18 protein-coding genes are annotated in these 26499 nt (G+C 71.4%); 9 read left to right on the top strand and 9 right to left on the bottom strand.

Annotated features, from left to right (window positions below; translation table 11 throughout):
- Nucleotides 1-43 precede the first annotated feature (43 nt).
- Nucleotides 44-1003: a YafY family protein gene (locus ABD54_RS04385; RefSeq protein ID WP_047868156.1), complete on the top strand. Its 960-nt coding sequence runs from the start codon at nucleotides 44-46 to the stop codon at nucleotides 1001-1003.
- Between the two features lie 148 nt (nucleotides 1004-1151).
- On the opposite strand, the gene ABD54_RS04380 is transcribed toward ABD54_RS04385, so the two are convergent.
- Complete coding sequence (locus tag ABD54_RS04380; RefSeq protein WP_047868125.1) at nucleotides 1152-3329, bottom strand: N-6 DNA methylase; 2178 nt, start codon at nucleotides 3327-3329, stop codon at nucleotides 1152-1154.
- Nucleotides 3330-3590: 261 nt separating this feature from the next.
- On the opposite strand from ABD54_RS04380, the gene ABD54_RS04375 reads away from it, so the two are divergent.
- Nucleotides 3591-4298, top strand: coding sequence for an MgtC/SapB family protein (locus tag ABD54_RS04375; protein ID WP_047868124.1), 708 nt, complete (start codon nucleotides 3591-3593; stop codon nucleotides 4296-4298).
- Nucleotides 4299-4368: 70 nt separating this feature from the next.
- On the opposite strand, the gene ABD54_RS04370 is transcribed toward ABD54_RS04375, so the two are convergent.
- Nucleotides 4369-6588 carry an FGLLP motif-containing membrane protein gene (locus ABD54_RS04370; protein WP_047868123.1) on the bottom strand — a complete coding sequence of 740 codons (2220 nt, stop codon included), beginning with the start codon at nucleotides 6586-6588 and terminating at the stop codon, nucleotides 4369-4371.
- A gap of 342 nt (nucleotides 6589-6930) precedes the next feature.
- On the opposite strand from ABD54_RS04370, the gene ABD54_RS04365 reads away from it, so the two are divergent.
- The 6 genes from ABD54_RS04365 to ABD54_RS04340 all read left to right on the top strand — a co-directional run bounded on the left by ABD54_RS04365 (nucleotide 6931) and on the right by ABD54_RS04340 (nucleotide 16167).
- Nucleotides 6931-7947, top strand: a complete 1017-nt coding sequence (locus ABD54_RS04365) for an SEC-C domain-containing protein (protein ID WP_047868155.1) — start codon at nucleotides 6931-6933, stop codon at nucleotides 7945-7947.
- A gap of 164 nt (nucleotides 7948-8111) precedes the next feature.
- Complete coding sequence (locus tag ABD54_RS04360; protein WP_047868122.1) at nucleotides 8112-8822, top strand: Crp/Fnr family transcriptional regulator; 711 nt, start codon at nucleotides 8112-8114, stop codon at nucleotides 8820-8822.
- Between the two features lie 114 nt (nucleotides 8823-8936).
- A complete protein-coding gene (locus ABD54_RS04355; RefSeq protein WP_047868121.1) occupies nucleotides 8937-9782 on the top strand; it encodes a hypothetical protein in 846 nt (281 codons plus the stop codon).
- A complete protein-coding gene (locus tag ABD54_RS04350; RefSeq protein WP_053063536.1) occupies nucleotides 9772-11787 on the top strand; it encodes a hypothetical protein in 2016 nt (671 codons plus the stop codon). Before ABD54_RS04355 ends, ABD54_RS04350 begins: the two co-directional genes overlap by 11 nt.
- A 10-nt stretch (nucleotides 11788-11797) precedes the next feature.
- Entirely contained in the window at nucleotides 11798-12607 is an 810-nt protein-coding gene (locus ABD54_RS04345; RefSeq protein WP_047868120.1) for a hypothetical protein, read from the top strand.
- A gap of 407 nt (nucleotides 12608-13014) precedes the next feature.
- A complete protein-coding gene (locus ABD54_RS04340; protein ID WP_047868119.1) occupies nucleotides 13015-16167 on the top strand; it encodes an AAA family ATPase in 3153 nt (1050 codons plus the stop codon).
- Nucleotides 16168-16233: 66 nt separating this feature from the next.
- On the opposite strand, the gene ABD54_RS04335 is transcribed toward ABD54_RS04340, so the two are convergent.
- The 4 genes from ABD54_RS04335 to ABD54_RS04320 form a co-directional block, all read right to left on the bottom strand.
- Nucleotides 16234-16794 (bottom strand): hemerythrin domain-containing protein, encoded by a 561-nt coding sequence (locus ABD54_RS04335; protein WP_047868118.1) that lies wholly within the window; start codon nucleotides 16792-16794, stop codon nucleotides 16234-16236.
- A gap of 194 nt (nucleotides 16795-16988) precedes the next feature.
- Entirely contained in the window at nucleotides 16989-19355 is a 2367-nt protein-coding gene (locus ABD54_RS04330; RefSeq protein ID WP_047868117.1) for a tetratricopeptide repeat protein, read from the bottom strand.
- 64 nt (nucleotides 19356-19419) lie between these two features.
- Nucleotides 19420-20028, bottom strand: coding sequence for a DUF6879 family protein (locus ABD54_RS04325; protein WP_047868116.1), 609 nt, complete (start codon nucleotides 20026-20028; stop codon nucleotides 19420-19422).
- Nucleotides 20021-20290, bottom strand: coding sequence for a hypothetical protein (locus ABD54_RS04320; protein WP_047868115.1), 270 nt, complete (start codon nucleotides 20288-20290; stop codon nucleotides 20021-20023). The genes ABD54_RS04325 and ABD54_RS04320 overlap by 8 nt, the downstream gene beginning before the upstream one ends.
- A gap of 616 nt (nucleotides 20291-20906) precedes the next feature.
- On the opposite strand from ABD54_RS04320, the gene ABD54_RS04315 reads away from it, so the two are divergent.
- Entirely contained in the window at nucleotides 20907-21617 is a 711-nt protein-coding gene (locus ABD54_RS04315) for a DUF5710 domain-containing protein (RefSeq protein WP_047868114.1), read from the top strand.
- A 67-nt stretch (nucleotides 21618-21684) separates the two neighbouring features.
- Here ABD54_RS04315 and ABD54_RS04310 read toward each other — a convergent pair whose 3' ends face one another.
- From ABD54_RS04310 to ABD54_RS04300, 3 genes are read right to left on the bottom strand one after another with little or no spacing between them, the layout of a single operon-like run.
- Complete coding sequence (locus ABD54_RS04310; RefSeq protein WP_200904040.1) at nucleotides 21685-23196, bottom strand: DUF6177 family protein; 1512 nt, start codon at nucleotides 23194-23196, stop codon at nucleotides 21685-21687.
- Between the two features lie 44 nt (nucleotides 23197-23240).
- The gene (locus tag ABD54_RS04305) at nucleotides 23241-23708 is read right to left on the bottom strand and encodes an immunity protein YezG family protein (protein WP_047868113.1); all 468 of its coding nucleotides are present in this window, start codon (nucleotides 23706-23708) and stop codon (nucleotides 23241-23243) included.
- 14 nt (nucleotides 23709-23722) lie between these two features.
- Nucleotides 23723-26479, bottom strand: coding sequence for a DNA/RNA non-specific endonuclease (locus ABD54_RS04300; RefSeq protein ID WP_047868112.1), 2757 nt, complete (start codon nucleotides 26477-26479; stop codon nucleotides 23723-23725).
- Nucleotides 26480-26499: the final 20 nt, after the last annotated feature.

Below are 26499 nucleotides of genomic sequence, written 5' to 3'. Positions count from 1 at the left end.
ATGCGGAAGAGGAGCTTCCGCGATCGCCGAAATGATGGGGAACATGTTGGACACCTCCGCCCGCCTGCTCGAACTGCTGTCACTGCTCCAGCTCAAGCGCGACCGGACGGGCTCGGAGCTCGCCGGTCGGCTCGGTGTGAGCACGAGGACCGTGCGCGCCGACATCGGCAGGCTGCGGTCGCTCGGCTACCCCGTGGACGCGCGTCCCGGTGTCGCGGGCGGGTACCGGCTGGCCGCCGGGACCGCGATGCCCCCGCTGCTGCTCGACGACGAGGCCGTCGCCGTCGCGGTCGGACTGGGTGTGGTCGCGACCCGGAGGATCGGCGTCGAGGAGACATCGCTCACCGCTCTCGCGAAGCTGGAGCAGGTGCTGCCCTCGCGCCTGCGCCGGCGCGTCGAGGCGGTACGCGAGGCGACGAGCGTCGTTCCGGGGACCGAACCGCCGCTCGACCTCTCGGTCCTCGGCGCGGTCGCCGCCGCGGTCCGCGGCGGCGAACGGCTCCGGTTCGGATACACCAAGCCCGGGGGGAGCGAAGCGGCCCGCCACACCGAACCGCGGCGGCTGGTGAGCTGGGGGCCGCTCTGGTACCTGCTCGCGTGGGATCTGGACCGTGACGACTGGCGGATCTTCCGTGTCGACCGCATGGCTCCGCACGCACCGACGGGTGCGCGGTTCCGGCCGCGCGCGATCCCGGGGGACGACGCCGTCGAGTACGTCGTCGGACGCGTCAGCAAGGCGGCCTGGAAGTACCGCGCCCGGGTACTCGTGCACGCCCCCGCCGCCGGGGTCGCCGCGAAGATCCCCGTCCCGGTCGATATCGAGGCGGTCGACGAGACCACGTGCCGTGTCGAGCTGGGTTCGGACGACCCCGACCGGCTCGCGCTGTGGATGACACAGCTCGACGCCGAGGTCGAGGTGATCGACGGAGACGAGCTCGCGGCGGCGTTCGACCGCCTCGCGGCGAGGTTGCGCCGCGCGGCGGGCGGCGCGTCCGCCACGTGAATCCCCGCCGTCGGCCCGGTGCGGGGCTCGGCCGTCCGCGCTCCGGCCGCCCGTGTCCGCCCGAGCCGGGCCGATGGAACCCGGGTGGTTCCCGGGGTCCGTCGCGGCGCCCCTGCCCGAAGGAGCGGGCCGGGGCCGCCCGCGGCCGCTAGGAGGAGGTCTCCCACCTCCCGGCGACCAGGTCGACGGCCTGGTCGGCCAGCTCCTCGCCCCGCTCCCGCAACTCCAGCAGCGCCTCCCGGAACCGCGCCACCCTCCGGAAGAGCTCACCGTGCCGCCGCTGCTCCTCCACCGGCAGCACCGGGAGCCGCATCCGGGACGGGTCGATCCTCAGGTGGCCCCGCACGCTGCTGCTCGTCCGGGTGATGTCCCGGCTCCCGCCGGAGCCGGTGACGAACCCCGCCAGGAACCACGGGTCCACCGCGCCCGGGTTCGTGCGCACCACGTACAGGCCGCCTCCGGGGTAGGCGCCCGCGTCGTCCCCGGTCGCCACCCGCGCGGCGGGCCTCGGCGCCACCGCCGGGATGAGGACGTCGCCCTCCTGGATCGGGGGGTTGCGCATCGGGTCGGCGTCCACCTCCTCCGTGCGCCAGGCCCACGCCCCGCGGACCACGTCCTCACCGGTGAGCACTCTGGCGCTGGTGCGCGGGCCAGCCTCCTCCGCCGAACGCCGGGGGAGGGGCCGCCGGATCGCCACCGACCCGGCCCGGGCCAGCTCGCCGAGCGTGACCATCCCGACCGCCTCGCCGCCGGACTCGACCCGCGGCGCCTCGGGCAGGAGCGTGCGCAGCGTACGCAGCGCGTCCTCCACGCGAGTGCGCCGCTCGGCGAACAGGTCCAGGTCGCCCGCCCAGGCGCGCGGAACCGGCAGGCGCGTGCGGGGGGTCAGGTCGACGTCCTCGTCCAGCAGGTCGGCCGCCTCCAGCGCCCGCGCCGTCCCCGGACGCTCGTCGAACCCCTCCGGATCGGCCAGGTACTCCCGCCAGAACCGGTCGATCCGGCCGAGGACCCCACCCGGCGGGCAGGTCTGCCCGGGCTCGTGCGGGGCGGTGTCCACGAGCAGCACGGGGGCGGGGACCGCGTCCCGCTCCGGTCGGCGCAGCACCCACAACTGGAGGGGAACGGCGTAGTGGGCCGCGAACCCGGGCGGGAGCGAGACCACCGCGCGGAAGGCGCCCGCGCGCAGCAGCGAACGGCGGATGCGCCGCCCCGAGGGGCGCTGGGCGGCGCCCGGGGGCATCAGCACGACCGCCCAACCGCCCGGCCGGACCAGGGACAGGCAGTGCTGGACCCAGGCCAGGTCGGACTCCAGGCGAGGGGGGACCCCGTACGTCCACCGGGGGTCCTCCGCGAGTTCCTCGACCCCCCAGCCGCGCTCGCCGAAGGGCGGGGCGCACACGACCGCGTCGGCGCCGTCCGCGCCGTCCGGTGTGCTCGGGGCGAACGCGGGCAGGCGCAGCGCGTCGGCCACCCGCAGGTCCGCCTCGCCGGTCAGGGCTCCGGCGAAAGCCAGGCGCAGGGCGGCCAGCCACACCGAGGCGGCGTCCCGGTCCTGTCCCAGCAGGGCGCGCCCTCCGCCGCGCGCGGCGGCGAGCAGCAGAGCGCCCCGCCCGCAGGCGGGGTCGGCCACGGTACCGGCGGGACCGCCCCCGTTCCCGGCGCCGTCCTCCTCCGGGGCCGCGGTGTCCTCGGGACCGGTTCCGGTGTCCCCGGTTCCGGCCAGGACCACCATGAGGTCGGCCAGCTCGGGCGGGACCGTGTGCGAGCCGGAGGGGGAGCGCTGGTCCAGGCGGCTGAGGAGGCGCTCGAAGGCGGCCCGCGGACCGCTCTCCCGCGCGGCGCGCACCGCCGCGTCGGCCAACGGGCCCAGCCGGGCCTCCGGCACGGGTTCGGGGCGGCACGCGGACAGAGCGGCCAGACCCGCGCCTTCGAGGAGGTCCTCGAAACTGCACCACGCGTGCACCGCCAGAGCGGATCCGTCCTGTTCCCCGGCTTTTCCGGTGCCGCGCTCCCCGGCCCCAGACTCGCGGCTCAGGTGCCACAGCAGTACCCCGGCCTGAACGAGTACCGCGTCGACGGGGACGGAGTCGCGCAGGGAGTCCAGTGCCTGCCACAGGCGCTGGTCGGGGTCGATGCTCGGCACCCGGCGGTGGGTGGACAGCCACTCCTCCACCTGCGCCAGGTCGAAGCGCGGGCTGCGGTCGGTGCCCCCCACCGGTTCGGGGAAGTCGTCGTGGCGGCGCCGCCAGTTGCTCACCGCCGTCGGCTTCACGCCCGCGATCCTGGCGATGTCGGCCGAGCTCACCTCCACCTCACCGGTGCCCATGGCTTCCCCACCCGTCCGGGACGACAGCAGACCGGTCACGACTATACACAGGCACCGGGTGAAACCCTGTTCGCGGGCTTTTGATCTGAGGTTCTGCGGTGGTTGGGCGCATTCACAGGAAAGCGGGTGTACGCGGGTGATGAGCGGGTAGCCGTGTCCAGTATCCGGCGAGACGTTCATGATGTCGCTTGCGTGTCGGCGTTCCGGCACCGCGGGCCCCTCGAAGCGGACCGGACGGGCGACCTGTGGGGGAGCGGGCCGATGTTGGAATGGTGGGAGGCCGCACTCCGGCTCGGCTGCGCGTTCGGGCTGGGCGCGCTGGTCGGCGTCGAACGCCAGTGGCGGGCGCGCATGGCCGGCCTTCGCACCAACGCGCTCGTCGCCGTGGGGTCGGCGCTGTTCGTCCTGCTGGCCGCCTACACCGTGGACGAGGTCAGCCCCACGCGTATCGCCGCCCAGGTGGTGTCGGGCATCGGCTTCCTCGGCGCGGGCGTCATCCTGCGCGACGGCATCAACATCCGCGGCATCAACACGGCCGCGACGATCTGGTGCGCCGCCGCAGTGGGAGTCCTGGCCGGAAGCGGTGTCTACCCGGTCGCGGCGATGGGCGCGGTGGCGGTGGTGGCCGCCAACGTCCTGCTGCGCCCGGTGGCCCGGCGGCTGCAGAAGAGCTCGCCCGTCAACTCCGAGGACGGGGAGACCGTCTACCGGATCCGGATCGTGTGCACGGACGCCCAGGACCCCCACGTACGGGCCCTGCTGCTCCAGGCGCTGTCCGAAACCGAGTTCACACTGCGCTCCCTGGACTGCCGCCGCATGGACGAGGACGGGGAGCTGGTGTCGGTGTACGCCGACGTCCTCGCGGGCGCACGCCGGGACGAGGCCGTGGAACAGTTGGTCAGGAGGCTCAGCCTGGAGCCGGAGGTCTCGTCGGTGCGCTGGCGGGAGCTGGACGAGGACGCGGAGTGAGGGAACCGGCCGCTCCCAGCGGGAGCCCCGGACAGGGGCGGCCCCCGCGGACGTTCCGCGCCGGAGCGCCTCACCCCGCCGGTCCCTGCTCCGCGTCCTCCGCGGGTTCCTCCCGTGCGCTTTCCGGACCCCCTTCTCCGGAGGTGTCGGAGCCCCCTTCCTCACGGTTCCCGCTGGGATCGTCCTCCGGTTCCGTCGCGGGTGCTGCGGGGGTGTCCGGCACCTGTCCACGCCCGGCGTCGGGCACCGCGGCCGCGGCCCCCACGGGCACCGGAGGCGCCCCGCCCGCGCCGGTGACAGGGGCCGGCGCGGGCCGTCCGTTCCGCGTCGGCCGCGCCGCGGGCCGTTCGTCCCGCCGGGAGCGCCAGACGAAGAGCAGCCACACCGCCAGGGACAGCACGCCGAAGCCCGCGAACAGGACCAGGGTGTCGACGAGGGACTCGGGGACGGTCTGAGCCGAGACCTGGGCCGGGTGCATGTGCATCAGGTAGACGAAGAGGAACAGGCCCGGCAGGTACACCGCCGCCCAGGGAACGGCGCCCCAGCGCCAGAGGCGGTACCCGTCCAGGAACTTCATCGGCAGGAGCCCGAAGACGACGGTCTGCACGCCCAGCAGCACGGTGGAGAACAGGGCCTTGTCGGCCAGCCGCAGCACGAGGGAGGCGTCCTCCCGCTGCGCCGCGGGGCTCAACGCGCTCCAGGCCAGGTAGCAGGCCGCGCTCAGGACGAGGATGAAGACAGCCCCCAGCATCGTCGCCCGCCCCTCGCGCACACGCGCGAAGTCCTCCCGCACGCGCACGGGCATGTCGAGCCGCGACCTCCGGTCGACCACCGCCGCGAACCCGGCGATCAGCCCGTAGAAGTACCCCGGTTCGAAGTCCAGGGCGGCCGAGAGCGCCGAGCACAGCGCCACGATGGCCAGGCCCGTCGGCAGGACCTCGAACCGGCCCCGGACACCGGACCACGCCGTGTCCCGGTCGTCGACGATCCCGGCGTAGAAGGCGGTGACGAAGAAGACCGCCACCAGCAGGCCCAGGAAGTCCAGCAGCGGGGTCGCCTGCGGGCCCGGGTCCCAGTTCAACAGGACCGGCAGCGCCGCGGCCGCCACCCAGAACACGAGGAAGGCCAGGACCGAACGCGGGGTGAAGACCGCCCGCGGCCTGCCCCGCCGCCCCGCCAGGGCCGCCCGCACACCGTTCCACCACCGGCGCACCCGCCCCTGGTTGGCCTCCACCGACTTGTTGAAGACGTCGGAGGGGAACCCGACCATCAGCATGAGGGCGCCGCCCGCCACCGCGCTCGCGCCCAGGGCGAGGAGCAGCGTCCGGGGGTCCGTGCGCAGCTCGTCCACGCGGGGCAGGCCGGGGTCCTGAGCGGCCACGGGCGCCGGTGCGGCCGGGGCCGCTGCGAACCCGGTGATGACGGGGACGTCCACCCATCCCGGGGTGAACTCGTGTTCCCGGACCAGTGTGAGCACGTGCAGGCCCGGCTCCGTTCCCTCGGGTATCAGCACCTGCCCGGTGCTGCCCGTGCCAGACAGCTCCACCGGCTCGCCGTCCAGCTCAGCGCGCAGCTCCTCCATCACCGGAGTGGTCTGGTCGCCCGCGACGTACTCCTCGGTGTTCAGGTCGAGCGGGACCGCCCCGTCCTCCACGACGGGGGAGAACCGCTCCACGAAGAACTCCGCCCCTGCGCCGCTCTGGCTCACCGAGGTGAGGTTGAGCCCGGTCAGCGCGGCCCGCTCCCACCCGCCGCCGGGAGCCAGACAGTCGATCCGTACGCGCGCGGCGCCGTAGACGAACTCGCGGAAGGGCTCGACGATCTCCACGACCAGGTCGTCGGGGGCGGCGTAGTACACGTCGGTCCGGACGGGTTCCACGGTCACCCACTCCTGGGAGCCCGTCTCCGTCACGGCGACCGTCACCCGGACTCCCCGGCTCTCCTCGCCGTCGGTGCCGCCCGCGCCCTCCGGGAGGGCGCAGGGTTCGGCGTCCCGCAGGGCGAACAGGTAGGCGGTGTCCTCACCGTTGCCGAAGAGGTGCCCGGTGACGCCCCGGGCGTCGGGCACGGTCTCCACGGGGTCGAAGAGCGTGCCCAGCTCCTCCTCGAAGACCACGTCGGGGGCCTCGACGGCCTCCGCGCCCCCGCCGTCGTTCCCCGAGGCCCACGCGGCGGAGCCGGTTGCCAGGCAGAAGAGGGCTGACAGGGCCGTCAGGGCGGTGAGCCGCTGACTCCGGCCCGGAGGCCGCTCTCCGGTCGCTCGACACCGACTTCCCCAGGTACGCGCCATGGCTGCTCCCGGCCGATTCAGTTAGTGGGGGACGTTTTCCATCATGAACGGTTTCGGTGTCCTGTGCGGGAAAATGGCCTGATTCGGCCTCGGGGTGAATGCGAATTCCGTCCGTGGCGTCCTGACATCCGACGTGAGTGGTGCGTCTGTGCCCTGTCCGTGCAGCCCGTGGTGCTGGCGTGTTTCTGTGTCCGTGTTCCTTTCCTTCTTTCCCGCAGCCCGAAGGGCAGGTTTCCGTCGAATGCCGTGAACCCCCTCGCTCCCCGCCGGGAAACACCTCTCGTCCTCCCAGTCCGGGGAAACGGGCCGTCCGCCGTTGCGGCTGCTTCTAGCCTGGTGGACATGACCGAGCACGCCTCCTCCACCGCCACGACCGGTGATGACACGCCCCTGACGGCCGCGATCCGGGAACTGGACCTGCCCGATCGCGTCCTGGAAGGGATGGCCGCATACCCGGACGACACCTTCGAGGTCCTCATGGACTTCGCCGCTGAACTGCGCCGCGCGGGACGCGCCGACCAGGCCCGCCGCCTGCTGGAGGCCGTGCGCGAGCACCCGTCCACCTCCGAGGACGGCCAGTACGCCTCCGTCGAACTGGCCGACCTGCTGCGGGAGGGCTCGGACCCGCGGGACAGGGCCGATGCGGAGCGGATCACCTCCGAGCTGCTGCGCCCCGGCCGCCTGGGCGAAGGGCCCGCCGGCCTGCTCGGTGAGTACATGCGGGAGCTGGAGCGCTGGGACGAGGCGCTGCGCTGCTTCAACATCGCCGCCCGGCAGTTGCTCGCCGAGCCGCCGGAGGAACTCGCGGAGGATGACGACCTCTACCTGTCCCCGCTCGTCAACCGCCTGCTGGCGCGGATGAAGCTGGGCCTGCCGCACGACGACCACGACGAGGTGGCCCTGGGCGTGGCCCAACGGCAGGCGGAGGGCGCGCTGGGCCCGTCCTACGAGGAGGAGGACTGGCCGGAGGGGGACGGCCCTGACCGGGAGGTGGAGGCGCTCTACTCCCGCGCGGCCTTCGACGGGGCCCGCGCCCGGGGACTGCTCACGGAGCAGGCCGCCGAGCACGGCGCCGACGCCTACTACCGCGCCGCCGAACGGAGCCTGCGCGAGCGCGACCGCGAACACCCCGCAACGCCGCGGAGCGTGGTACTGCACGGCGTGGAGGAGATCGTCGAGTTCGCCGAGCGCTCCGGCCGGGACCCGGCGGACGACGACACTGTCCGGACCTGGGCGGACCGGGGGGTCGCCGCGGACGACCCGAGGCTGCGGTCGTGGCCGCCCGGCCGAAACGAGCCCTGCTGGTGTGACTCGGGACGCAAGTACAAGAAGTGCTGCGGGTCACCGTCCAACCGGTGACCCGCGCAGTCTCCGACGACGAGGTCCCACGGGCGCTCTCGGGCTCCCACTGAAACCGGGCCTTGCCGGTGGTGGCCGGACCCGGCCACCACCGTGCCCGGGCGGACACGACCGGTGAGAATCGCCCTGCCGGTCACAGCCCCGGGAAGAGGAGAGTCGCGAGCGTGGACAGGCACGGCTTCGGAGGACTGGTCACCGACGAACAGTGGGAGCGGTTGACCGCGTCGGCGGTGACACGCAGGTTCGCCCGGGGGGAGACGCTCCTGCGGCAGGGCGAGGTCGGCGCAGGTGTGCACCTCGTGCTGAACGGCCGCGCCAAGGTGGTCTCCATCAGGGCCGACGGCTCCTGCGTCCCCCTCGCCTTCCGCACCCGCGGCGAGATGCTGGGGGAGTCCGTCCTGGCCGGGGCCGAGCGCCCCAGGAACGCCACGGTGACGGCCCTGTGCCCGAGCACGACCGCCTTCCTCCCCGCGGACCGCTTCCGCAGGGTCGTCGACGAGCTCGATCTGGGAAACGCGCTGTGGCACAGCGCCCTCATGCGTCAGGACGAGGGCGACCGCCTCAGGGTGCAGCAGTCCTCCCTCCCCGCCGACCGCAGGCTGCCCGCCGCCCTGCTCCACCTCGCCTCGGTGATGGGCGAACCCCTCCCCGCGCCCCTGTCCGAGGACGGCGCACCGGTCACGCGCGGATGCCTGTTGGGGGTCCCCCTGGCCCAGAGCGAGATCGCCGGATTCGCGGGCATGTCGCGCACCTCCCTCCACCACGCCTACACCTCCCTGCGGGAACGGGGCGTCATCCGCACCGGACGGCAGTACGTGGCCATCCTCGACCTGCAGGCGCTGGAATCCCTGGCGGCCGGAGACGAACCGGTGTGACAGCGGACACCCGAAGCCTCCTGTGTTCAGAACTGAACACCACGGGGCTCGTGCGCCGGGGAGTGTGGTCCCGTCCGGCCCGAGAGAGGGCCCCCGTACCCCCAGGAGTCCCCGGTGGAGATCGACCTGTCCCGCATCGGCAAGAGCGAGCCCCTCCCTCCCTACCGCGCCGTGCTGGCGGTGGACATGGAGAAGTTCAGCAGGACCAGCGCACGCAACCAGCAACTCGTCGGCCAGAAGATCCCCGAGGTACTGGAGAAGGCGTTCACCCGCGCCGACATGCTCCCTGTGTGGAAGGACGCGCGCTTCCCCCGCCACAGCGGCGACGGCTACGTCATGGGAGCCGAACCCGAGCACCTGCCCTACCTCATCAGCCCCTTCCTGGAGGAACTCCAGCGGGTCCTGGAACAGATCCAGCCCCTCCTGGCGGCCCACGACCGCAACCTGCGCATGCGGCTGCGCGCCAGCATCGACGTCGGCCCCCTGCCCGACACCGGAGACGGAAGCGGCATCGACGCCATGGGCGAGGCGATGATCAGCACCCACCGGCTGCTGGACTCCGAGCCCGTGCGGCGCGAACTGGAGGCCTCCGATCCCGACACCACCCTGCTGGCCACCATCGTCTCCCGCCGCGTCTACGAGGACGTGGTGCTCGGCGGCTTCGCCCCCGTCCGCGCCAGCCGCTGGCGGCCCGTGCACGCCTCCGTCCCCTCCAAGGACTTCCAGGCCGAGGGCTACCTGTTCGTGCCCACCCCCTCCTGGGTTCCCGGCGCGCACGACGAACCCGAGCCGAGCCCCGCGCCCGAGCGGAGCCGCCCGGCAGGGCCGGTCCCCGCCGCGCCGGGCGGGACCGCCCCCACCACGGGCAACAGCGTCGGTCACAACGACCGCGGCCAGGTGGTCCAGGCCGGAACGGTCAACGGCGGCGTCTCCTTCGGAGGTGCCTCCGATGCCTCCTGAGGAGCCCTGGGACGCGGACGCCTTCGACGGGGCCGTGGACGCGGACCCGGCCGAAGCGCTCGTCGGCGACCAGCCCTGGGTGCCCGCGGGCAACGCGGTCCGGGACAACCGGGGTCAGGTGGTCAGCGCCGACAGCATCACCGGAGGCGTCCACTACCACGAGTACCGCGAGTTCCTCGGCGAGGCCGCGACCCGCAAACTCCGCCACGCCGCCGAACTGGGACCGGACCGGGTCAAGGACGTCCTGGCCGCCTTCCGCCCCAGCGACGCCCGGAAGTACACCGCGTTCACCCAGGAACTGGCGCGTCACCGGATGGGTCTGGTCACCGGCGAACCCGGCAGGGGCCGGACGACCACCGCGATCCACGCGCTGGCCACCCTGTGCCCGGACGAAACCGTGGACGAGGTGATCGCCGACCTCGACACCGACGACGCCGGACTGGCGGACATCACCCTGTCCTCCGAACGCCCGCGCTTCATGGACCTGAGCGACCTGCGCGAGCCCAGCGCGTCCCAGCGTGCCGCGGTCAGGACCTTCGTCGAGAAGGTCCGCGCCTCCGGCACCCTCCTCGTCGTCGTCTGCCGTTCCGACTCCTGGGAACAGGAACTCGCCGCCTGTCGGGCACGGCTGCGCATCGACGCCCCGGCACGTGCCGTGGACGTCTTCTTCCAGTTCATGGGCCGTCTGTACGGTGCGGACCAGGCTCGGCGCTGGGCCGCCGACAAGCGTGTGGGGGCGGCGCTGTCCGGTGTCGGACCGGCCCGCGCTGTCCGGCTCGCCGAGGACGTGCAGCGCACCAGTCCTCCGCACGCTCCTCTGGCCGAGGAGGACCACACGGCATGGATCGAGCGTGCGCTCAAGGAGTTCGCCGACACCGCGGACACGCTGCCCGGCTGGTCCGCGGGCAAGGAGGAGAACGAGTTCCCCCGGGTCCTCACCCAGGCCGTGGCACTGCTGGAGGGCGCGTCCTCGGACACCGTGGTCCGCCACGCCCACGGGCTGGCGGAGCGGTGGGGGGTGTCCCCGATGCGCCCCACCCCCATCTCGGGCAGCGGCTTCACCGAGTACCTGGGAGGGATCGGCGCCCACGTCGAGGGGGACCGGGTCCGCTTCCACCGACCCGGCCACGGCGAAGACGCCCTGGACCACCTGTGGCGCGAACACCCCGACGCACGGGCCTCCTTCCAGGAGTGGGCCTGGAAGACGGCGCCCCTGCTCTCCCGGGAAGAGCGGATCGACGTCGCCAGGCGCTGGCTGACCCTGGCCCGCAGGTACCGGGACCCGGCCCCCCTGGAGACGCTGCTGGACCTCTGGAGCGCCTCGCCCGCCCTGCAACCGGCCGCCGTCCCCGCGATCGCCGAGGCGGCCGTCACCCGCGAACTGGGATCCTGGACCCGTCACCGGCTCTACCGCATCGCCTCCTCTCGCAGGCCGACGCCGCGCGACCGGATGGTGCTGGAGGTGTGCCGGATCTACGGGAGGATCCAGCCGAAGACGGCGCTCACCCGGCTGCGCCACCTCGCGAACAGGGCCGAGGACTCCTGGGAGGAGGACCTCCTGTGCGCCCTGGAGGACATCGCGGCCGAACCGGGCAACCTCGCGGTGGTGCTGGACGCGCTGCCGCGCTGGGTGGACGGCGGCGGCAGGCGCTCCACCCTGGCAGCCCGTCTGCTGCTGCGCCTCCTGGAGGTCGAAGGCCCCAAAGGCTCGCCGGTCCTGTCCGCACTGCGACGGGGCGAGTTGGAGCCCGCGCCGGTCTCTGCCGCCTGGCGTGCACTCCACCTGTCCGCCGTCCGCCCCGACGCCGTGCTGTGGGCCTGGCTCGGAGTCATGGCCGACCAGCGCCGGGCGGACAAGCCGGTCCCCGACTCGCTGCTGGGCGCGGCGGCTGGGGATCCGGGCTTCGCCGACACACTCCGCCGCTGCGCCCGCCGCTGGTCCTGCGCGCACACCCGCACCTCGCCCGCGGTGGAGGAACTGCGCCGCGCCCTCGACCCGTCCTGAGGAGGACGCCATGCTCGGAGAACTGTTCACATCACTGATCCACGCCCTGTTCGGTCCTCCGCCGGACAGGGGGCGCCCGGACACCCACGAGGTCGTGCAGGAACAGCTAGTCTTCACCGCGCGTCTGCCCACCAGCAGCCAGGGTCTGTGGTTCGACGCCGCCTTCGACCTGACGGTGGTCTGGTACCGCGCGGAGGACAGCGAACACGCCCGCGGCCGTGCACTGCTCCAGAGCGCCCTGATACGCGAGGCCGCCCGGCGCAGCGCCGACTTCCCGCTCGGCGACCACGGCCGCGCCCAGGCGGAGGTCGCCTGCGTGCTGACCGGGGGAGGCGGCTTCGGTGTGTCGGCCGTGCACGACCTCGGCGTCAGCGTGGCCCTCACCGCGCACGAGGAGGACCTCGCCCTCGAACGCCAGCGCCAGATGGTGTGGCACCGCGCCGAGGTGGCCCGCGAGGAGCACCAGGTGCGCATGCGCCGGGTCCGGGAACTGCTGGAGGATGTGCTGCACGATCCGCTCACCGCGCGCGTGTGGTGGTTCGAGCAGCACCAGGAGCGCTGGAACGAGATCGCCCAGGCCGGCGCGGCGCTCGACCTGCTGTCCCCTCGGCAGGAGTACACACCCGAGGCGGAGTTCCGGTTCCCGGAGGACCGGTCGGACGATGTCGGCCCCTCTGAGGACCCGGTCCTGGACGCCTTCCTGTCCGATCTGGAGAAGCATGAACGGATCGCGATGCTGCGGCGCCTGACGGACATCCTGGAAGGCTTCGAGCGTCGCGACCTGGTCGAACGCCTCAGGGTGCGCTGGCCGCAGGACTGACTCCGACCGGTGGGCCAGGGGCGCTGACATGGGCGGCCGTGGTCCACCGGACGCGGGCTGGCGCGGTGCCCTCAGGCCTGGTGACACCGTCCTGCGCCCGTCACCTCCTTGAAGGCCGCCGCCGAGGTGTGCGCTGGGGAACGGGCGCCTCAGGGGCGTGGCCGCACCCGGCCACCAGAACCGAAAAACTTCTTCGTAATTATGGTTGGCTGTATTCACAGGCAGTCCTATGCTGTCATGAACCTACGGTTCCTGTGAGTGCACACAGCTCGGGTAGCCGGATCGGGTTCCGAACGCGGTCCCCCGACTCCGCATGCCGACTGTTCCGTGACCGGTCCGACCAGGGTGACGCCACCGCCCCCCGTGGCGCCGCCCACCGCACCTTTCTCCGTGAGGGAGGCGAGGAAATGGGGAGCAACACACGCCGACGGATCATCGAGCAGGAACAGACCGCTGTGGACCGGGCCCACCGTTGTCTGGAACGGCAGCGCGACCAGACCGCACGGCTGGCCACCGCCGACGCCGCCGCCAGCGCCAAGGACAGCGTGGCCCAGCACGAGGAGTACGCACGCTGGGTCGCGCAGTACGAACTCGGTGGACAGCAGCTCGTCGTCCAACGCGTGGACCTTCAGGAGGAGAGCGGCGACGAGACCTTCTACGTGGGCCGCAGAAGCATCCGGGACGAGGCCGGGAACGTCTTCGTCGTCAAGTGGTCCAGCCCGGCGGCGGTCCGCTGGCGCCGTGAGCGGGGAACCGAGAAGGGCGCGGTGACGCTCCGCCGACGTCTGCGCTGCCACGGCCAACGCGTGGTGGACTACCACGACGAACTCGTCCGCAAGGCCGACGACCCCTCCCCGGAGCAGGCTTCCCCTGCTCAGGTGGCGGCCGCGGTCCGCGCCCGGAAGGAACAGGAGACGGGCACGGCACAGGACCCGTTCCTCCTCCGGGAACTGGACCGCTCCCGCGACGGTCTCATGCGCGACATCGTCGAGACGATCCACCGCGACCAGCTCGACCTGGTCTGCCACGACCGGCCCGGGGCACTGGTGGTCCAGGGCGGTCCGGGGACCGGCAAGACCGCGATCGGCCTGCACCGTGTCACCTGGCTGCTGGACAACGACCGCTTCACCCCGTGGCAGGTCCTCGTCGTCGGCCCCAGCCAGTACTTCCTCGACTACGTCAGCGCGGTGCTGCCCTCACTGGGCACACGCGGCGTGACCTCTCTGCGCGTCGGCGACCTGTGCCCGGGGCGGAGCGCGGGCCACGACACCGTCGAGCAGCACAGGGTCAAGTCCGATGCCCGGATGGCCGGGGTCCTGCGCCGGGCGGTCCGCCAGACGGTACGCGCCGGTGCCTGGTCGAAGTTCCTCGACGGCGGTCAGCTCAGAGTCCGGGTGGACGAGAGCCCCCTGGCCGTGGCCGAGGCCGACATCGAGCGGATCTTCGGTGAGGTGCTGGAGTCGGACGCACCCCTCAACACCCGCCGACAGCGCTTCACCGACCTGCTCGTGGACCGCATGCTCGACCAGACCTCCTACCGGCACCGCCGCCAGGGACAGGCACTGCGCCGCCGCATCACGTCCTCCCTGGCCGGACCCGTCAACGCCACCTGGCCCCGGATCTCCGAGAACCGCCTCTACCGCAGACTGCTCGGCGACGCCCAGGTGCTGAGACAGGCCTGCGAGGGCGTCCTCACCGCCGAGGAACAGTCCGCCCTGTACCGGCCCGCTGCCACCCGGACCGGGCAGGAGTCCTGGACCAGCGCAGACCTGCTCTGTCTGGAGGAACTGCGGATCCTCCTCAGCGGAGACACCCCCGACCGCTACCGGCACATCGTGGTGGACGAGGCCCAGAACCTCACCCCCATGCAGCTGCGGGCCCTGGCCCGCCGCTGCCCGAGCGGTTCCCTAACCCTCCTGGGCGACCTCGCCCAGTCCACGGGAGCGCACAGCCACACCGACTGGGCGGCCCTGACAGACCACCTGGAACTGCCCGACGGCTGGGAACTGCGGGAACTCACCCTCGGATACCGCATCCCCAGCCAGGTGATGCACACGGCCGTCCCCGCCGCCGTTGCCGCCTCCGAACTGACCACCTTCCCCGAAACGCTCCGCGAGCCCCGGGACGGGGAGCTGACCATGGCCCGTCTCGCCCCTGAGGACCTGATCGATGGTGTCCGTGAGCGCGTGACCGAACTACTGGCCAAGGGCGGTGAGCGCTCCGTAGCGGTCATCGCCGACGGCGCCTCCCCGCACCTGCAGCCGATCGCGGACGCCCTGGCAACCGGCCCCGCGCCCGCCGAAGGCACCGTCCGTACCCTGGCGGCCTCCGACGTCAGCGGCTTGGAGTTCGACCACGTCGTCCTGGTGGAGCCCCACCAGATCTCCGACTCCGGCCCCGGAGGCCAAGGACGGCTCTACGTCGCGCTGACCCGGTGCACCCAGACCCTGACCGTCCTGTACACCGAACCTCTGCCCGACACCCTCATCGACCCGTCCGCCCCAGCGACAGAGCACGAGAGGACCTGCGTCCGTCACCACTCCGACGGTCAGCGGTGCCGCAACCGCACGAGTTCCCCGGACGGCTGGTGCCGACGGCCCGGATGCGACGGCTACCGCACCAGGCGGCCCCTGCACACGCAGGACCGGCCGACCGTGCTGGGCCCGTCCACCGGGCTGGACACCGGAGCCCGGTTGGAGCCCTCAGTGCGGGCTTTTGCGATCACCGTCAGCGCCGCGGCGCGCGCCCGCTTCGCGGTCCGCCACAGGGCCACGGCCAGGGAGGCCGAGGCCGAGATCCGGGCCATGCTCGGCGGCTTCCTGACCGAGGGCCGCCAGGCCCGGCGCGCGGACGGGTGCTGGCACCTGGAACGCGACGGCTACCGGCTGGTCCTGGACAGGTCCGCAGCGTCGGTGATCGACTACCAGACCGTGCACGCCGAACGCAGCTGGGCCCAGCACAGCGCGGGAGTCACCTCCCGGATCTCCCAGCGCACCTCCACAAGGCACAGCGACACCACCACAAGGCACCGTGACACCGCGACCGAGCGGACCGAGGAGCAGCCGATGAGCGCACCCCCACCACGGGTTCCGCCGCAGGCCGGGACCCAGGAACCCACCGCGGCCGAGCACCTGCGCCTCTTCCTGGCCGGAGTCGCGCAGAGGGAGGAGCCCCGGGACCAGAGCCTGTACGGCTTCCTGCGCCACAGCCTCATCGCCGACCTGTACCGGGCGGGGAGCCGACCGGACGACCGGGGGAGCGGCGACGTACTCTGCGAACTCTCCGGCCTGTCGGTCCTGTACCGCGTCCTGCCCGAGCAGGACACGGGTTACGAAAGGCTGCGCCGGGAGGCCCTGGAGGTGCTGGAGGCCCGCTGGGCCCGGGGAGCGGACGCCGACCGGGTGTGCCTCGTCCTCCCCGCTCCCCCCGAGGAGGAGTGGTCGGCCCCGGCGCTGCTCGGCGCCCTGGGGGTGTCGGTGATCTGGCGGGAGGCGGACGCGTGGGGCGGTGAGAGCGCGGCCCTGATCGCCGGGGAGCGCGTGCGCGCCGACCGGGCCTGAGCCCACACGGCGCACCCACACGAGGGCCCCGTTCTCGTGCCGGGAACGGGGCCGTGCGCCGGGCGTTCAGGAGTTGCGGTTCGAGAGCGCGTCGCGCATCCGGTCGATGAGCCCCGCTCCCGGGTCCAGGATCCTGTTGGCGGGCGGTGCGTCGGGCGCGCCTGGGCGGGGGCGCGTGGGTGCCGCCTCCTTGGCCTTGACCACCTTGGCGCCCAGTTCCCGCAGCTCCTCCGGTGTGCACGCGGCGCGCAGGCGCGGCAGCAGGTCCCTCTCCTCCTCGACGTGGTGGCGGATGTCCGAGATCAGCGTGTTCAGCAGCCGCTGGAACTCGGGGTCGTCGGCGTCCAGGCCCTCCAGGTCCTTCATCACCTGCTCGGCCTCGGCGTGCTCCTGGAGTTCGTGGTCGGCGATGCGGTCGCCGTCGTCCAGCACTCGCCGTGCCGTCGGGTACATGTGCTGCTCCTCGGCGACCGAATGCCGTACCAGTTCGGTGATCACGTGTTCTGTGAGCTGCTTGCGCGCCTCGGGCGAAAGCGGACCCTCCAGCTCTGTGGATATCCGCTCGACCTGGCGGTGGTCGGAGATGGTGACCTCGATGAGGTCGGGTTTCTGGGTTTCCGCGGCCATGTCCCTCCCCCTGAAATCACGGATACCGGTGCCGATGTCCCAACACATGCGCCGCGGTGGCGCATCTGGCTGGCTGACGGTTGGGGATCCCCCCCCACAGGCGGGACACGTCGTGCTGTGCGTGGACACGAAGAGCTGGCGGTACAGGAAGCCCGGACCCGGGCGTGTGACCAGTGCGGAGCGGACGCCCGGCATCAGGAGTCCGTACCCCGCACCCGGGCGCCGATCTCCTCGCGCAGGCGCGCGGCCCTGGGATCGGTGAACCCCTCCAGGGCCTCCAGAGCCTCGCCCCAGCGCCCCCTGGCCGCCTCCGCGTCACCGCTGGCGGCCACCGCCGAGGCCAGCCGGTCCAGGCACACCGCCAGCCTCCAGCGGTCCCGGTACCTGCGGTACGTGCTGACCGCCTGCCGGTAGAACTTCGCGGCCTCGTCGTGGCGTTCGAGAGCCGTGTACACCCCGCCCACCCCCTCGAAGGCTTCGGCCTCGCGCACGTGGTCGGCCGTTCTGCGGTGCAGGCTCGCCGACTCGTGGAACGAGAGCAGGGCCTCTTCCAGGTCCCCGAGCCGAGCTTGGTCCCTGCCGAGCTCCAGGTACGCGAACCCCTCCAGGACGACGTCGCCGAGTTCGCGGGCGACCTCCAGCGCCCGCCGCACACAGGACAGTCCGCGGTCGGTGTGGCCCAACTCCCGCCAGGCCGCGCTCAGAGAGGCCAGGCAGGCGAACTCGCTCATCCGGTCGCCGGTCTCCCGGTGGATGCCGATGGCCCGTTCACCCAGGACTGTGGCCTCCTCCGGTTCGCCCAGTTCGAGCACGCACTGGGCGAGGTTGCCGAGGACGATCCCCTCCCACAAGCGCTCACCGGCAAGCCCCACCAGTTCGAGGGAGCGCTCGAAGTGCTCACGGGCCTCCCCGAGCCCGTGTGTGCGAAGGCGGGCCAGACCGATGGCGTTCAACGACATGGCGACACCGAACCCGTCGTCCGTGTCCCGCCTCAGCCCGAGCGCGCGCTGGTGGTGGACCAGGCCCTCCTCGGGGCGGTTGGCCTGCACGCAAGCCATACCCAGGCTCTCCTCCAGGTCCGCCTCGGCCGGGGTACAGCCCTCCCGCCGTGCCGCCTCCAGCCCGAGGCGGGCGGTCGTGAGCCATGTGGAGTCGAAGGAGTGGAAGGTGTGGAAATGCCTCAGGGCGGAGGCGAGCCGCCACGCGATGCCGTCCATGCCCGCGGGGACGGCCGTCTCGACGGCGGCGGTCAGGTTCCTGTTCTCCAGCTCGAACCACCGGACCGCCTCCGCGCTGTCCGCGAACTCACGGAGTTCCCCGGTCTCCTCCTCGGGCGGTCCGAGGTGTCTCAGGTGTGAGCCCACGGCTCCGGCCGCGGCGTCCGACACACACAGGTACCAGGTCAGGAGTCGTCGCAGCGCACCCTCTCGGACCTCCCTCGCCTCTTCGTGGCGTACCTGGTCGGTGGCGTAGGAGCGGAGCAGGTCGTGGAAGCGGTAGCGGTCGGTGCCGGTCTGCTCCAGAAGGTGGGCGCCCACGAGGGCGTCCAGGGTGCGCCGGACACGGCGGACCGGGAGCTCGGCCAGGACCGCCGCGGCGCCCGCGTCGAAATCCTGACCGGGGTGCAGGCCGAGCAGCCGGAACAGACGCGCGGCCTCCTCGGGCAGAGCCCGGTAGGACCAGGCGAAGACGGAGCGGACCGCGTCGGCCTCCTCCGCGTCGTCGGTGGCCAGCGCGTCCCAGAGAGCCGACTCGTCGCGCAGGTCCTGGATGAGGTCGTCCAGCGGCATGTACGGACGGCTGGCCGCACGCTCGGCGGCGATGCGCAGGGCAAGAGGGAGCCGCCCGCACAGCCGGGCCAGCTCGGTCACCTCGCGCGGGTCGTCCTTGGGCCGATGGTGGCCGGTGACGTGCTCCAGGAGTTCCACGGCCTCGTCGGGAGCCAGGGTGTGCACGGTCAGACGCCGCGCTCCGTTCCTGGCGACCAGGCCGGACAGCCGGTCCCTGCTGGTGACCAGGACCACGCAGCCCGAGGAGCCGGGAAGCAGGGGACGTACCTGCGCGGTGGTCGACGCGTTGTCGAGGAGGACTAGGACACGCCGGTCCGCCAGTAGGGAACGGTAGAGGGCGGCCCGACTGTCGAGGTCGGCGGGTATCGAGTCAGCCGGTACCCCGAACGCCCGCAGGAACCTGTCGAGCACCTGTTCCGGTGCTATGGGGAGCCCGGGACCGTAACCGTGCAGGTCGACGTAGAGCTGTCCGTCGGGAAAGCGCTCCCGGACCAGGTGCGCCCAGTGCAGGGCCAGGGCCGTCTTGCCCACCCCGGCTGTACCGGCGATGACGTGGAGTGTGGACTCCGCATACCCGTGCGCTTCCTCGCCGGTGCGGTGCAGGTGTGTGCTGAGCACCGCCAGTTCACCGACGCGGTTGACGAACCCGCGCACGTCCGCGGGGAGCTGCCGGGGTACCGGAGCACGGGAGGGAGCGGGCTCGTGCCCGTGGAAGTGAACGCCGCCCCGGACGTCCCGCGCCTGCACCGCACGGCCGGAGACGTCGGACATACGTGACCGGACATCGTCGTCCGCTCCGTCACCGGGCGTTTCGTCCGGTCGGTGCCGCCTACCGTCAGACACAGGCGACTTCCGCCCCACCCACCTCGCGGATGAAGAACTCCTCCATGGCCTCGGCGGTCTCGTGCAGGGCCGCGATCTCGGAACGGCACCGTGCGGTGACGTCCGGGTCGGTGTACCTGACGGCTCCGTCGAGGATCCCCCTGCCGTCGTAGCGGATCCTGTAGGTCACGGTGTCGCCGAGGGTGAGGATCTCCGGAACCGGCCCCTCCCGTTCGAACGGTGCGACCGGCTTGGCGGAGATGACCCGGATGTCCTCGCCGCACTGGGCACGGATCCGCAGGGAGTGCAGTTCCCAGAGAAGGTAGAGGGGGATCGGCTTCTCCACGACTCGTACCCTGCGGATTCGGCACCCCAGCCCGGCGAGACGGTCGAATTCCGCACGTAGGGAAGCGCGTTCCTCCTCCATCATGCGCAGGGCCTCATCCCTCCTGCCGTCGGCGAACGCCAGCCAGCTCTCCTCCTCAGGCTGGTCGAACTCCTGCTGCCGTTCGAGCTTCCAGACGTCGGTGTTCCTGAGCGAGTCGAAACGGACGTCGAAGTCCTCGGAGTACTCGTCGAGAGTGAGGCGGTCACCGGGAAGGCCGGCGATGGCGTCAAGCATCGGGAATGTCCGCCTTCGCCGAGATCAGCGTGATCCGAGGGATGACGACGAGCCGTTCGTCGGCGGCGATCGACGCCCCTTCGGGAAGCCGGTGGGCATAGCTCCGGGTCAGGTCACGGCCGATCACGGCGATGTCACCGTTGGAGAGTTCCCAGATGTCGGGGCACCCCTTGACGTGGTTGGTGGTGTCCAGCTCCTCCGGAGACCTGCCCAGTCTGCGCACCATGTCCGTGCTGGGGTCCGCCTCCCAGGGGTGTGTCATGTCGAGTCCTTCCGTGCACCGTTCGGGGGGTGGGTGCGTCCAACGAAAATAACACGGAGGAACGTATTTCCTGGGTGACGGTTGTATCGCCCACGGACAAGAACGCCTCTCCTTGCTGTGTTGCCCGTGTTTTTCTTGAACCGGTCTCATTGTTCTGTGTCGGCTGAAGGGCAGGTCATGGGAAGTGTGGTGCCAAGGGTGATGTTTTGTCTTGTGGTGTGGCGGTCGGGATGTTTGGCAAATTTTGCTGAGGTGGAATGTGTTTTGTCTGCATCCGGTCATTGCGAGGGAGCGAAACAAGGGCCTTTCGCCCCTGAATCCCCCGTTCGCTAGTGGCCTATGGCGGATTCGCATACGAGGTCCGTACGGCCTCACCACGGCGCTGGGCGCGGGGTAGGTGTACACCGAGCAGCGGACGGGGCCCGGTCAGGCCACGTGTACGTGTGCGGTGGCGTGGGGCCGGACCGGTGCCGTAGAGCGGATACCGCGCTCCGCCAGTGCTGAAAGGCCCTGTGGGTGGCCGTTTCCGGTCGCCCGGTGGTACTGACTCCCACCCGTGCGCGTCGCTAGAGTTCCTGCTCGATCACCACGAACCCCCAGCGGTGTGAGGAGAGCGGTGCCTGCCGAACGGATCTGGCTTGACGTCCCGTACGCGGAGAAGGACCTGGCGAAGGCGGAGGGGGCGCGTTGGGATCCCGGCGCACGCCGGTGGTACGCGCCCCGGCCGGGTATCGCCGGGTTGGAGCGCTGGTCGGCCCGCCCCGACGTTCCCGTCCTGTTGCCCGGTGAGGACCGCTCGCTCGGCTCGGGACTGTTCGTCGACCTGGTTCCCACCACCTGCTGGTTCACGAACGTGCGCTCGTGCGTGTCACAGCAGGACTGGGAGCGGTTGCGCCGCATGGTCGTCAACCGGGCGGGGCGGGTGTGCGAGATCTGTGGGGCGTCCGCCGACCGCGAGGCGCAGCGCTGGCTGGAGGTTCACGAGAGGTGGGTATTCGATGAGCGGTCCAGGACTCAGACGCTGCGCCGCCTGATCTGTGTCTGCACGCCCTGCCACACCGTCACCCACTTCGGCCTCGCTCAGGTGAAGGGGATCGCCGGCCAGGCGATAGCGCACCTGATCGAGGTGACAGGTGCTTCCGCCGGGGCGGCCCAGCGCCATGTCCAGGAGGCGTTCGCACTCTGGCAACGCCGCTCGCAGGTGGTGTGGGAACTGGATCTGAGCATGCTGACAGGGGTGGGGGTCACCGTCCAGCCTCCGCCCGACGCACTGCGCCGCGCCGAGGAGGCCCGGGCCCGACTCCAGCGCCAAGGGCCACCGTGGTGACGCCTGCAGGGGCCGGGTAAGCGCTGGATACGAGTAGTGGGGGCGAACCCCGAAACGGGCGTCTGCGTCAGTCAGCGGTCGCGGGCATCCGGAACCTGACCACCGGGACGGTGTCCGTGTCCGCTTCCTCGCCCTGTCCCGGTGACTGTTGTCCGGCGTCCCTGTCGGGGTTCACATGGGCCAGGAGTGCGCTGAAGCCAGCCCAGCCCCCGCCGCCGTGGTCACCGTCACCGGTGAGGTCGTACCAGACGGCCGGGGTCATCGGCGGGCCGACCGGGACGGCTCGCACGGGCGCTTCCAGGGCGCGGTCGACTCCCAGGGTGGCGACGGTCTCCACCCCCAGGGCCACGCCCACCGGTGTCGGCCCGCCCGTCCGGTGGGGGCTTCGGGTCAGGTCCGCGCGACCTCGGCGACGGCGCACCTCCATCACGTGCAGCACGCCCCGGTCGGTCAGCTCCCGCACGAGCGGCACCAGGGAGGACAGATCCGGTTCGTCCCCTGGTGGATGGCTCACCGTGAGTGTGACGGTCTCACGGACGCCCTCCCGCGTCCGGCGCACCCGCAGAGTGCCGCAGAAGGCGCGTACGCCCTCGGGACGCACTGACGTGGCCGGTCCGGCGAACACCAGCCACGAGGGACGGGGAGACCGGTCCCGGCACAGGCCCGTGAGGGAGCCGGTCTCCCAAGCCAGGGTGGCGGGTTCGGTGGGGCCGAACAGGGACGGCACTGCCCCGGCCAGGGTCTCGGTGAGCAGCTCCACCGTCTGGCCCAGGACCAGGTTCGGATCGGCCGGGTGGTCGGCCTTGAGGGTTACCTGGAGTTGGTGGTCGGTCTCCTCCGGGGCCGGTTCGGTCCACAGCGGGGAGTCGGCCACCGGGGCGCCGGGCGGGTCGGCGATCAGACCGTAGCGCTCGTCCCAGTGCAGCGGGCGGCCGGAGAACCCGTCGCGGAACCCGTCGCCGTCGGCCACCGCCCAGCGGGCCAGGGGCGCGGTCAGCAGGGTCGCCAGCGGTTCGGTGAGGCGCGAGTCCGAAGGCGTGACCAATTGAAGGGCACGGCCCCGGCGCGCGTGCGCGGCCAGGGCGTCGGCCAGCCAGACCGAGACCGGAACGACGGGCCGGTCCTCGACCACGACGGCGGCCTCCTCGGTGAGCGCGGTGACCACCGGATGCCCTGTGTCCCGGACGGGCAGCCCGTCGAGCCGCGACAGGTGCTGCTCCGACTGCCACACCAGTCCGCCGTACCACTCCACCAGGGTGTCGGCGAAGCGGCGCATCGCCTGCCGGGTGGTCGGGTCGGCCAGACCCGCCTCGGTGGTAAGGGCCTCCACCCACCAGGGCTGCGCGGGCAGGCTGTCGGGAAGCGCGGTGTCCAGGAGCCGTTCGGCCTCGGCCGACACCGCGAGCCGTTGGGCGGCGTGCACCGCCGCGACCACGTGTCCCGCCTCGTCGCGCAGCTGGACGAACGCGCCGTCGGCGGTCAGGCGCACGCGCAGTGACGGCCCCGCCGCGGCAAGGGCGCGCGTCAGCCCGGGGATGCCCGGCGGGCGCTCCAGGAGGGCGACCAGGGTGCGGCTCACGGGAAAAGCTCCTTCAAGAACGGGTGCGGGGGAGTGGTTGGGTCCTACCCGGTGGCTCTGCCCTCGGCTTCCTCGCGCAGTTTCTCGCGGAGCCAGTCGGGGATGTGTTCCTCGTCGCGAGGGAAGTACTTCAGGTCGTTGGTGAAGCCCCATGCCGTCGGGAAGAGGATGTGGGGGTCCTCGTCGTAGTTGTAGCGAACCTTGAACTTACCTGGGCGGGTGATGACGTACTCAAGGGAGAACCATGTTCCCTCGCCTTCCTTGTACATCCCGGCGCGGAGGTCATCGAACAGGTTTCCCACTGTAACAGGCGGCCACTTTCGAACACTTTCTCCGCTCGCGAGTTCGATAATGGACAAGCTGCTTGAGTGGTCGATCACTGATTCTCTGGAATAGGTAATCATTTCCCATCCTTCGGGGGCTTCTTTGAGGATTTCTGCTCCGGCCTCCTTGAGGATATTTTGCTGTTGGGAGTGGTTCAGGTGTCCTCTTTTGAAGAAATTGCCTACCAATTTATTTCTCCTGATCAGGCGAGCGGTGGAAGGTTGGAGTATTCAAGAGGTTGCATTTCTACTCCGTTCAGGCTCCAGTGTACGATGATTTTCTTGGGGGGTGGGTATATCGTTCCTCCCGGTCCCTCCACCGATGGCATGTTGGGGTCGTATAGGTTTGTTATCTTGACATCGATCTTCGGATTTCCGGGATTGAGGTCGTACGCCGCTTCCCAGGAGCCATCGTTGAACCTGGGGTCGGTGAACCCGTGCCAGTCGGATCCTTGCCTGAAGATTCCGCGCCAAGTGCGCTCTATGTTGTAGAAAGATCCCCTGATGCCCCCGAGGTCCTCTGTGGCGCGATCGTGGAATGCAGTCAAAGTCCGGTTCTGATTGATGTCGTACCTCATGGGGGTCATGTTGAGGTTTTCGCCTATTCCGAAGAACTGGGAACCGATGAGATGCCCCCCCTGGTACTCGATTTCATCGTACTGTGGTACCTCGCCCGGCTCCGGTTCACGCCCTTCCGCCGCCAGAAAATCCTGCCGGATTTGTTCGTTCAGGAGTCGGAAATAGTTCTCTCCGGCGTCGCCGACGGCGTCCTGTCTGGACGCGTTCCTCTCGTTCTCCTCCCGGGTCAGGGTTCCTTCGGCCGAAACGGTCCTGCCCTGCCCGTCGGTACGGAACGTGTACCTGTCATCGACCACGTAGGTCATGTCCGGCCGCGGATTCAGGAACTCCGGATGTTTCGCGCTCCAGCCCTCGGAGCCCGCCCGGATCTCCCTGATCGCGCCCTCACCGTCGGTAATGTACTCGGTGGAGCGCTGGCCGTCGGCTTCCAGCAGTGTGTAACGGGTGTTCGGTTCGAGCGTGACGCCTTCGCCGAAGAGTCTCCCGTCCTGGGGAATGAGCTCCTTGACGGCGGGATCGTCGCTCGTCGAGTCGAGGGGCCGATCCTGTAGCGGAGTGCTGACATCGGGTTCCGGGGAGACACCCGGTACGAGAAGGCTGCCTTCGTCCTCCTCAAGGAGGGAGCCCTCGTCTCCCGAGCCCTCCGGATTCGAGTGGCCTTCGTCGGGGCCGGTATCGCCGAGCGGCGGCCCGGAACCGTCGTCGCCTCCGTCGCCACGCCCGCTTCCGGCATCGGCGGCTGCGGCCCCGTCGCTCTCCCGGGAAGTGAGGAGGTCCCCCTCCGAACGGCTGTCGGAGGAGGCGTCGCTGATCGGGGTGGTCTGGCTCTCAGCGCTCGGTCCGGAGCCGTCGGCGACCGGCGAGGCGGCCCAGGGGGCGCTGGAGGTGTCGGCGCCACTGTCCGAGGTGCCGTCGCGCAGGTCCCGGGCGGTCGGGTCGTCGGCATCTCGCGCTGCGTTGGGCTCGCTTCCCGCCGGGGCGTCCCCGCCATTCAGAGCTGTCCCGCCCCCATCCAGCGAGGGAGTGTCCCCGCTCGGTCCGGTTGGGGCCTCCGGGGACGGTGGTGTAGTGGGGGAACCTGACGGTGTCCCTTCAGAGACCGGAGATCCTCCGAGATGGCTCTCCAAACCGGCCAAGGACTCGTGCATCCCGCCGATAGCGTTGCCCGGGTCGGGCGGGCCCCCGGTGGGAGCGGTGGCGGCCGTGCCCACGGTGTCGGTGCCGCGGAGCCCGTTACCGGCGCCGTCCACACCGTGGCTGCTGCGGCCGCCGTCAGGAGAGCCGGTGCCGTCGGGCCCCGATCCCGACCCGGACCCCGCCCCCAGGTCGGGGCCGTCCAGGAAGACCCTGCCCCAACCCAGGGGAAGGGCCATGAGCGCGACGTTTCCCGCGCCGTTCACGACGGTGTACTCCGGCCTGCCCTCCCACTCGCTCACCGGGACGATGGAGTCGCCGTACGCCTGCCACGCCTCCTTCGCGTTGTGGTACTGCGCGTCCAGGCTCTCCGGCGCGATCCACTCGCCCTGTCCGTCCGAGCCCGCCAGCGCCCAGAAGCTGCCTTTTGCCTCCTCCCAGTTGGTGAGGAGGTTATGGCCGTGCTCGGTGCCGAAGGGATAGGCGAACCGCCCGTCCCGGTACAGCCCGGTGGTCACCCCCAGGCCGACCACCGCGCCGACGGCGATGTCGCCCAGGCCCCAGAACGCGTTCTCCAGTGCGCCGGGAGGCTCGTCCACCGCGGAGCCCCACGGGTTGGCCTGGTCCACGGGGGCCGAGGCCGTGCCGTACACCTGCCAGGTGCGGTCGCCGCCGGTGGAGGTCTGGTCGTGGCCGGCCTTGTCGCTGTGGCCGGTGAAGAAGGTGCCGCCGTAGTGCCGACCGATCGCGTTGGCGCAGGCGCGTTCGGCCTCCTGGTACTCGTGGACGGCCGCGGCGACCCGGTTGTTCAGGTCGTTGTTGCGCTCGCGCTCGTCCTCGTCCTCCAGCCACTCCCTGTCCCAGCCCACGTCGGCGCGGAAGGCCTCGGCCTCCGCCTTGAGGCCGGTCAGGCGTGACTTGAGCTCTCGCGCGGTCTCGGCGAAGGCCTCCAGTGCGCTGGCGGCGTCCCTGACTCCGGTCGCGACGGCGGATCCGTCGGAGGAGACCGGGTCCAGGACGCTGAGCAGGGTGTCGGCCTCCGGTGCCACGTAGACACCGGTGAGGGAGGCCCAGGTGGAGGTGATGCCCTCACCGGACTCCTCGACGGCCTCGCCGACGGCGCGCAGTCGGCCGACGGCCTCTTCGAGTGCGTCGGGGTCGACGTTGGGGATGGGGACCAGGCCGGGGACGATCCCGCCGTCGCCGGCGGGTGCGCACGACTCTGTGGAGAAGGACGTGAATTCCATGGGGCCTTCGGGGGTGGGGG

Source organism: Nocardiopsis sp. RV163 (assembly GCF_001029525.1).
Lineage (GTDB): Bacteria > Actinomycetota > Actinomycetes > Streptosporangiales > Streptosporangiaceae > Nocardiopsis > Nocardiopsis dassonvillei.
This window is presented reverse-complemented; position numbering and strand designations above follow the sequence as displayed.

Bases quoted from the DNA above. Each gene is read 5' to 3' on its own strand.
- ABD54_RS04385 (WP_047868156.1), top strand. From the start codon at position 44: ATGTTGGACACCTCCGCCCGCCTGCTCGAACTGCTGTCACTGCTCCAG.
- ABD54_RS04380 (WP_047868125.1), bottom strand. From the start codon at position 3,329: ATGGGCACCGGTGAGGTGGAGGTGAGCTCGGCCGACATCGCCAGGATC.
- ABD54_RS04375 (WP_047868124.1), top strand. From the start codon at position 3,591: ATGTTGGAATGGTGGGAGGCCGCACTCCGGCTCGGCTGCGCGTTCGGG.
- ABD54_RS04370 (WP_047868123.1), bottom strand. From the start codon at position 6,588: ATGGCGCGTACCTGGGGAAGTCGGTGTCGAGCGACCGGAGAGCGGCCT.
- ABD54_RS04365 (WP_047868155.1), top strand. From the start codon at position 6,931: ATGACCGAGCACGCCTCCTCCACCGCCACGACCGGTGATGACACGCCC.
- ABD54_RS04350 (WP_053063536.1), top strand. From the start codon at position 9,772: ATGCCTCCTGAGGAGCCCTGGGACGCGGACGCCTTCGACGGGGCCGTG.
- ABD54_RS04345 (WP_047868120.1), top strand. From the start codon at position 11,798: ATGCTCGGAGAACTGTTCACATCACTGATCCACGCCCTGTTCGGTCCT.
- ABD54_RS04340 (WP_047868119.1), top strand. From the start codon at position 13,015: ATGGGGAGCAACACACGCCGACGGATCATCGAGCAGGAACAGACCGCT.
- ABD54_RS04335 (WP_047868118.1), bottom strand. From the start codon at position 16,794: ATGGCCGCGGAAACCCAGAAACCCGACCTCATCGAGGTCACCATCTCC.
- ABD54_RS04330 (WP_047868117.1), bottom strand. From the start codon at position 19,355: ATGTCCGACGTCTCCGGCCGTGCGGTGCAGGCGCGGGACGTCCGGGGC.
- ABD54_RS04325 (WP_047868116.1), bottom strand. From the start codon at position 20,028: ATGCTTGACGCCATCGCCGGCCTTCCCGGTGACCGCCTCACTCTCGAC.
- ABD54_RS04320 (WP_047868115.1), bottom strand. From the start codon at position 20,290: ATGACACACCCCTGGGAGGCGGACCCCAGCACGGACATGGTGCGCAGA.
- ABD54_RS04300 (WP_047868112.1), bottom strand. From the start codon at position 26,479: ATGGAATTCACGTCCTTCTCCACAGAGTCGTGCGCACCCGCCGGCGAC.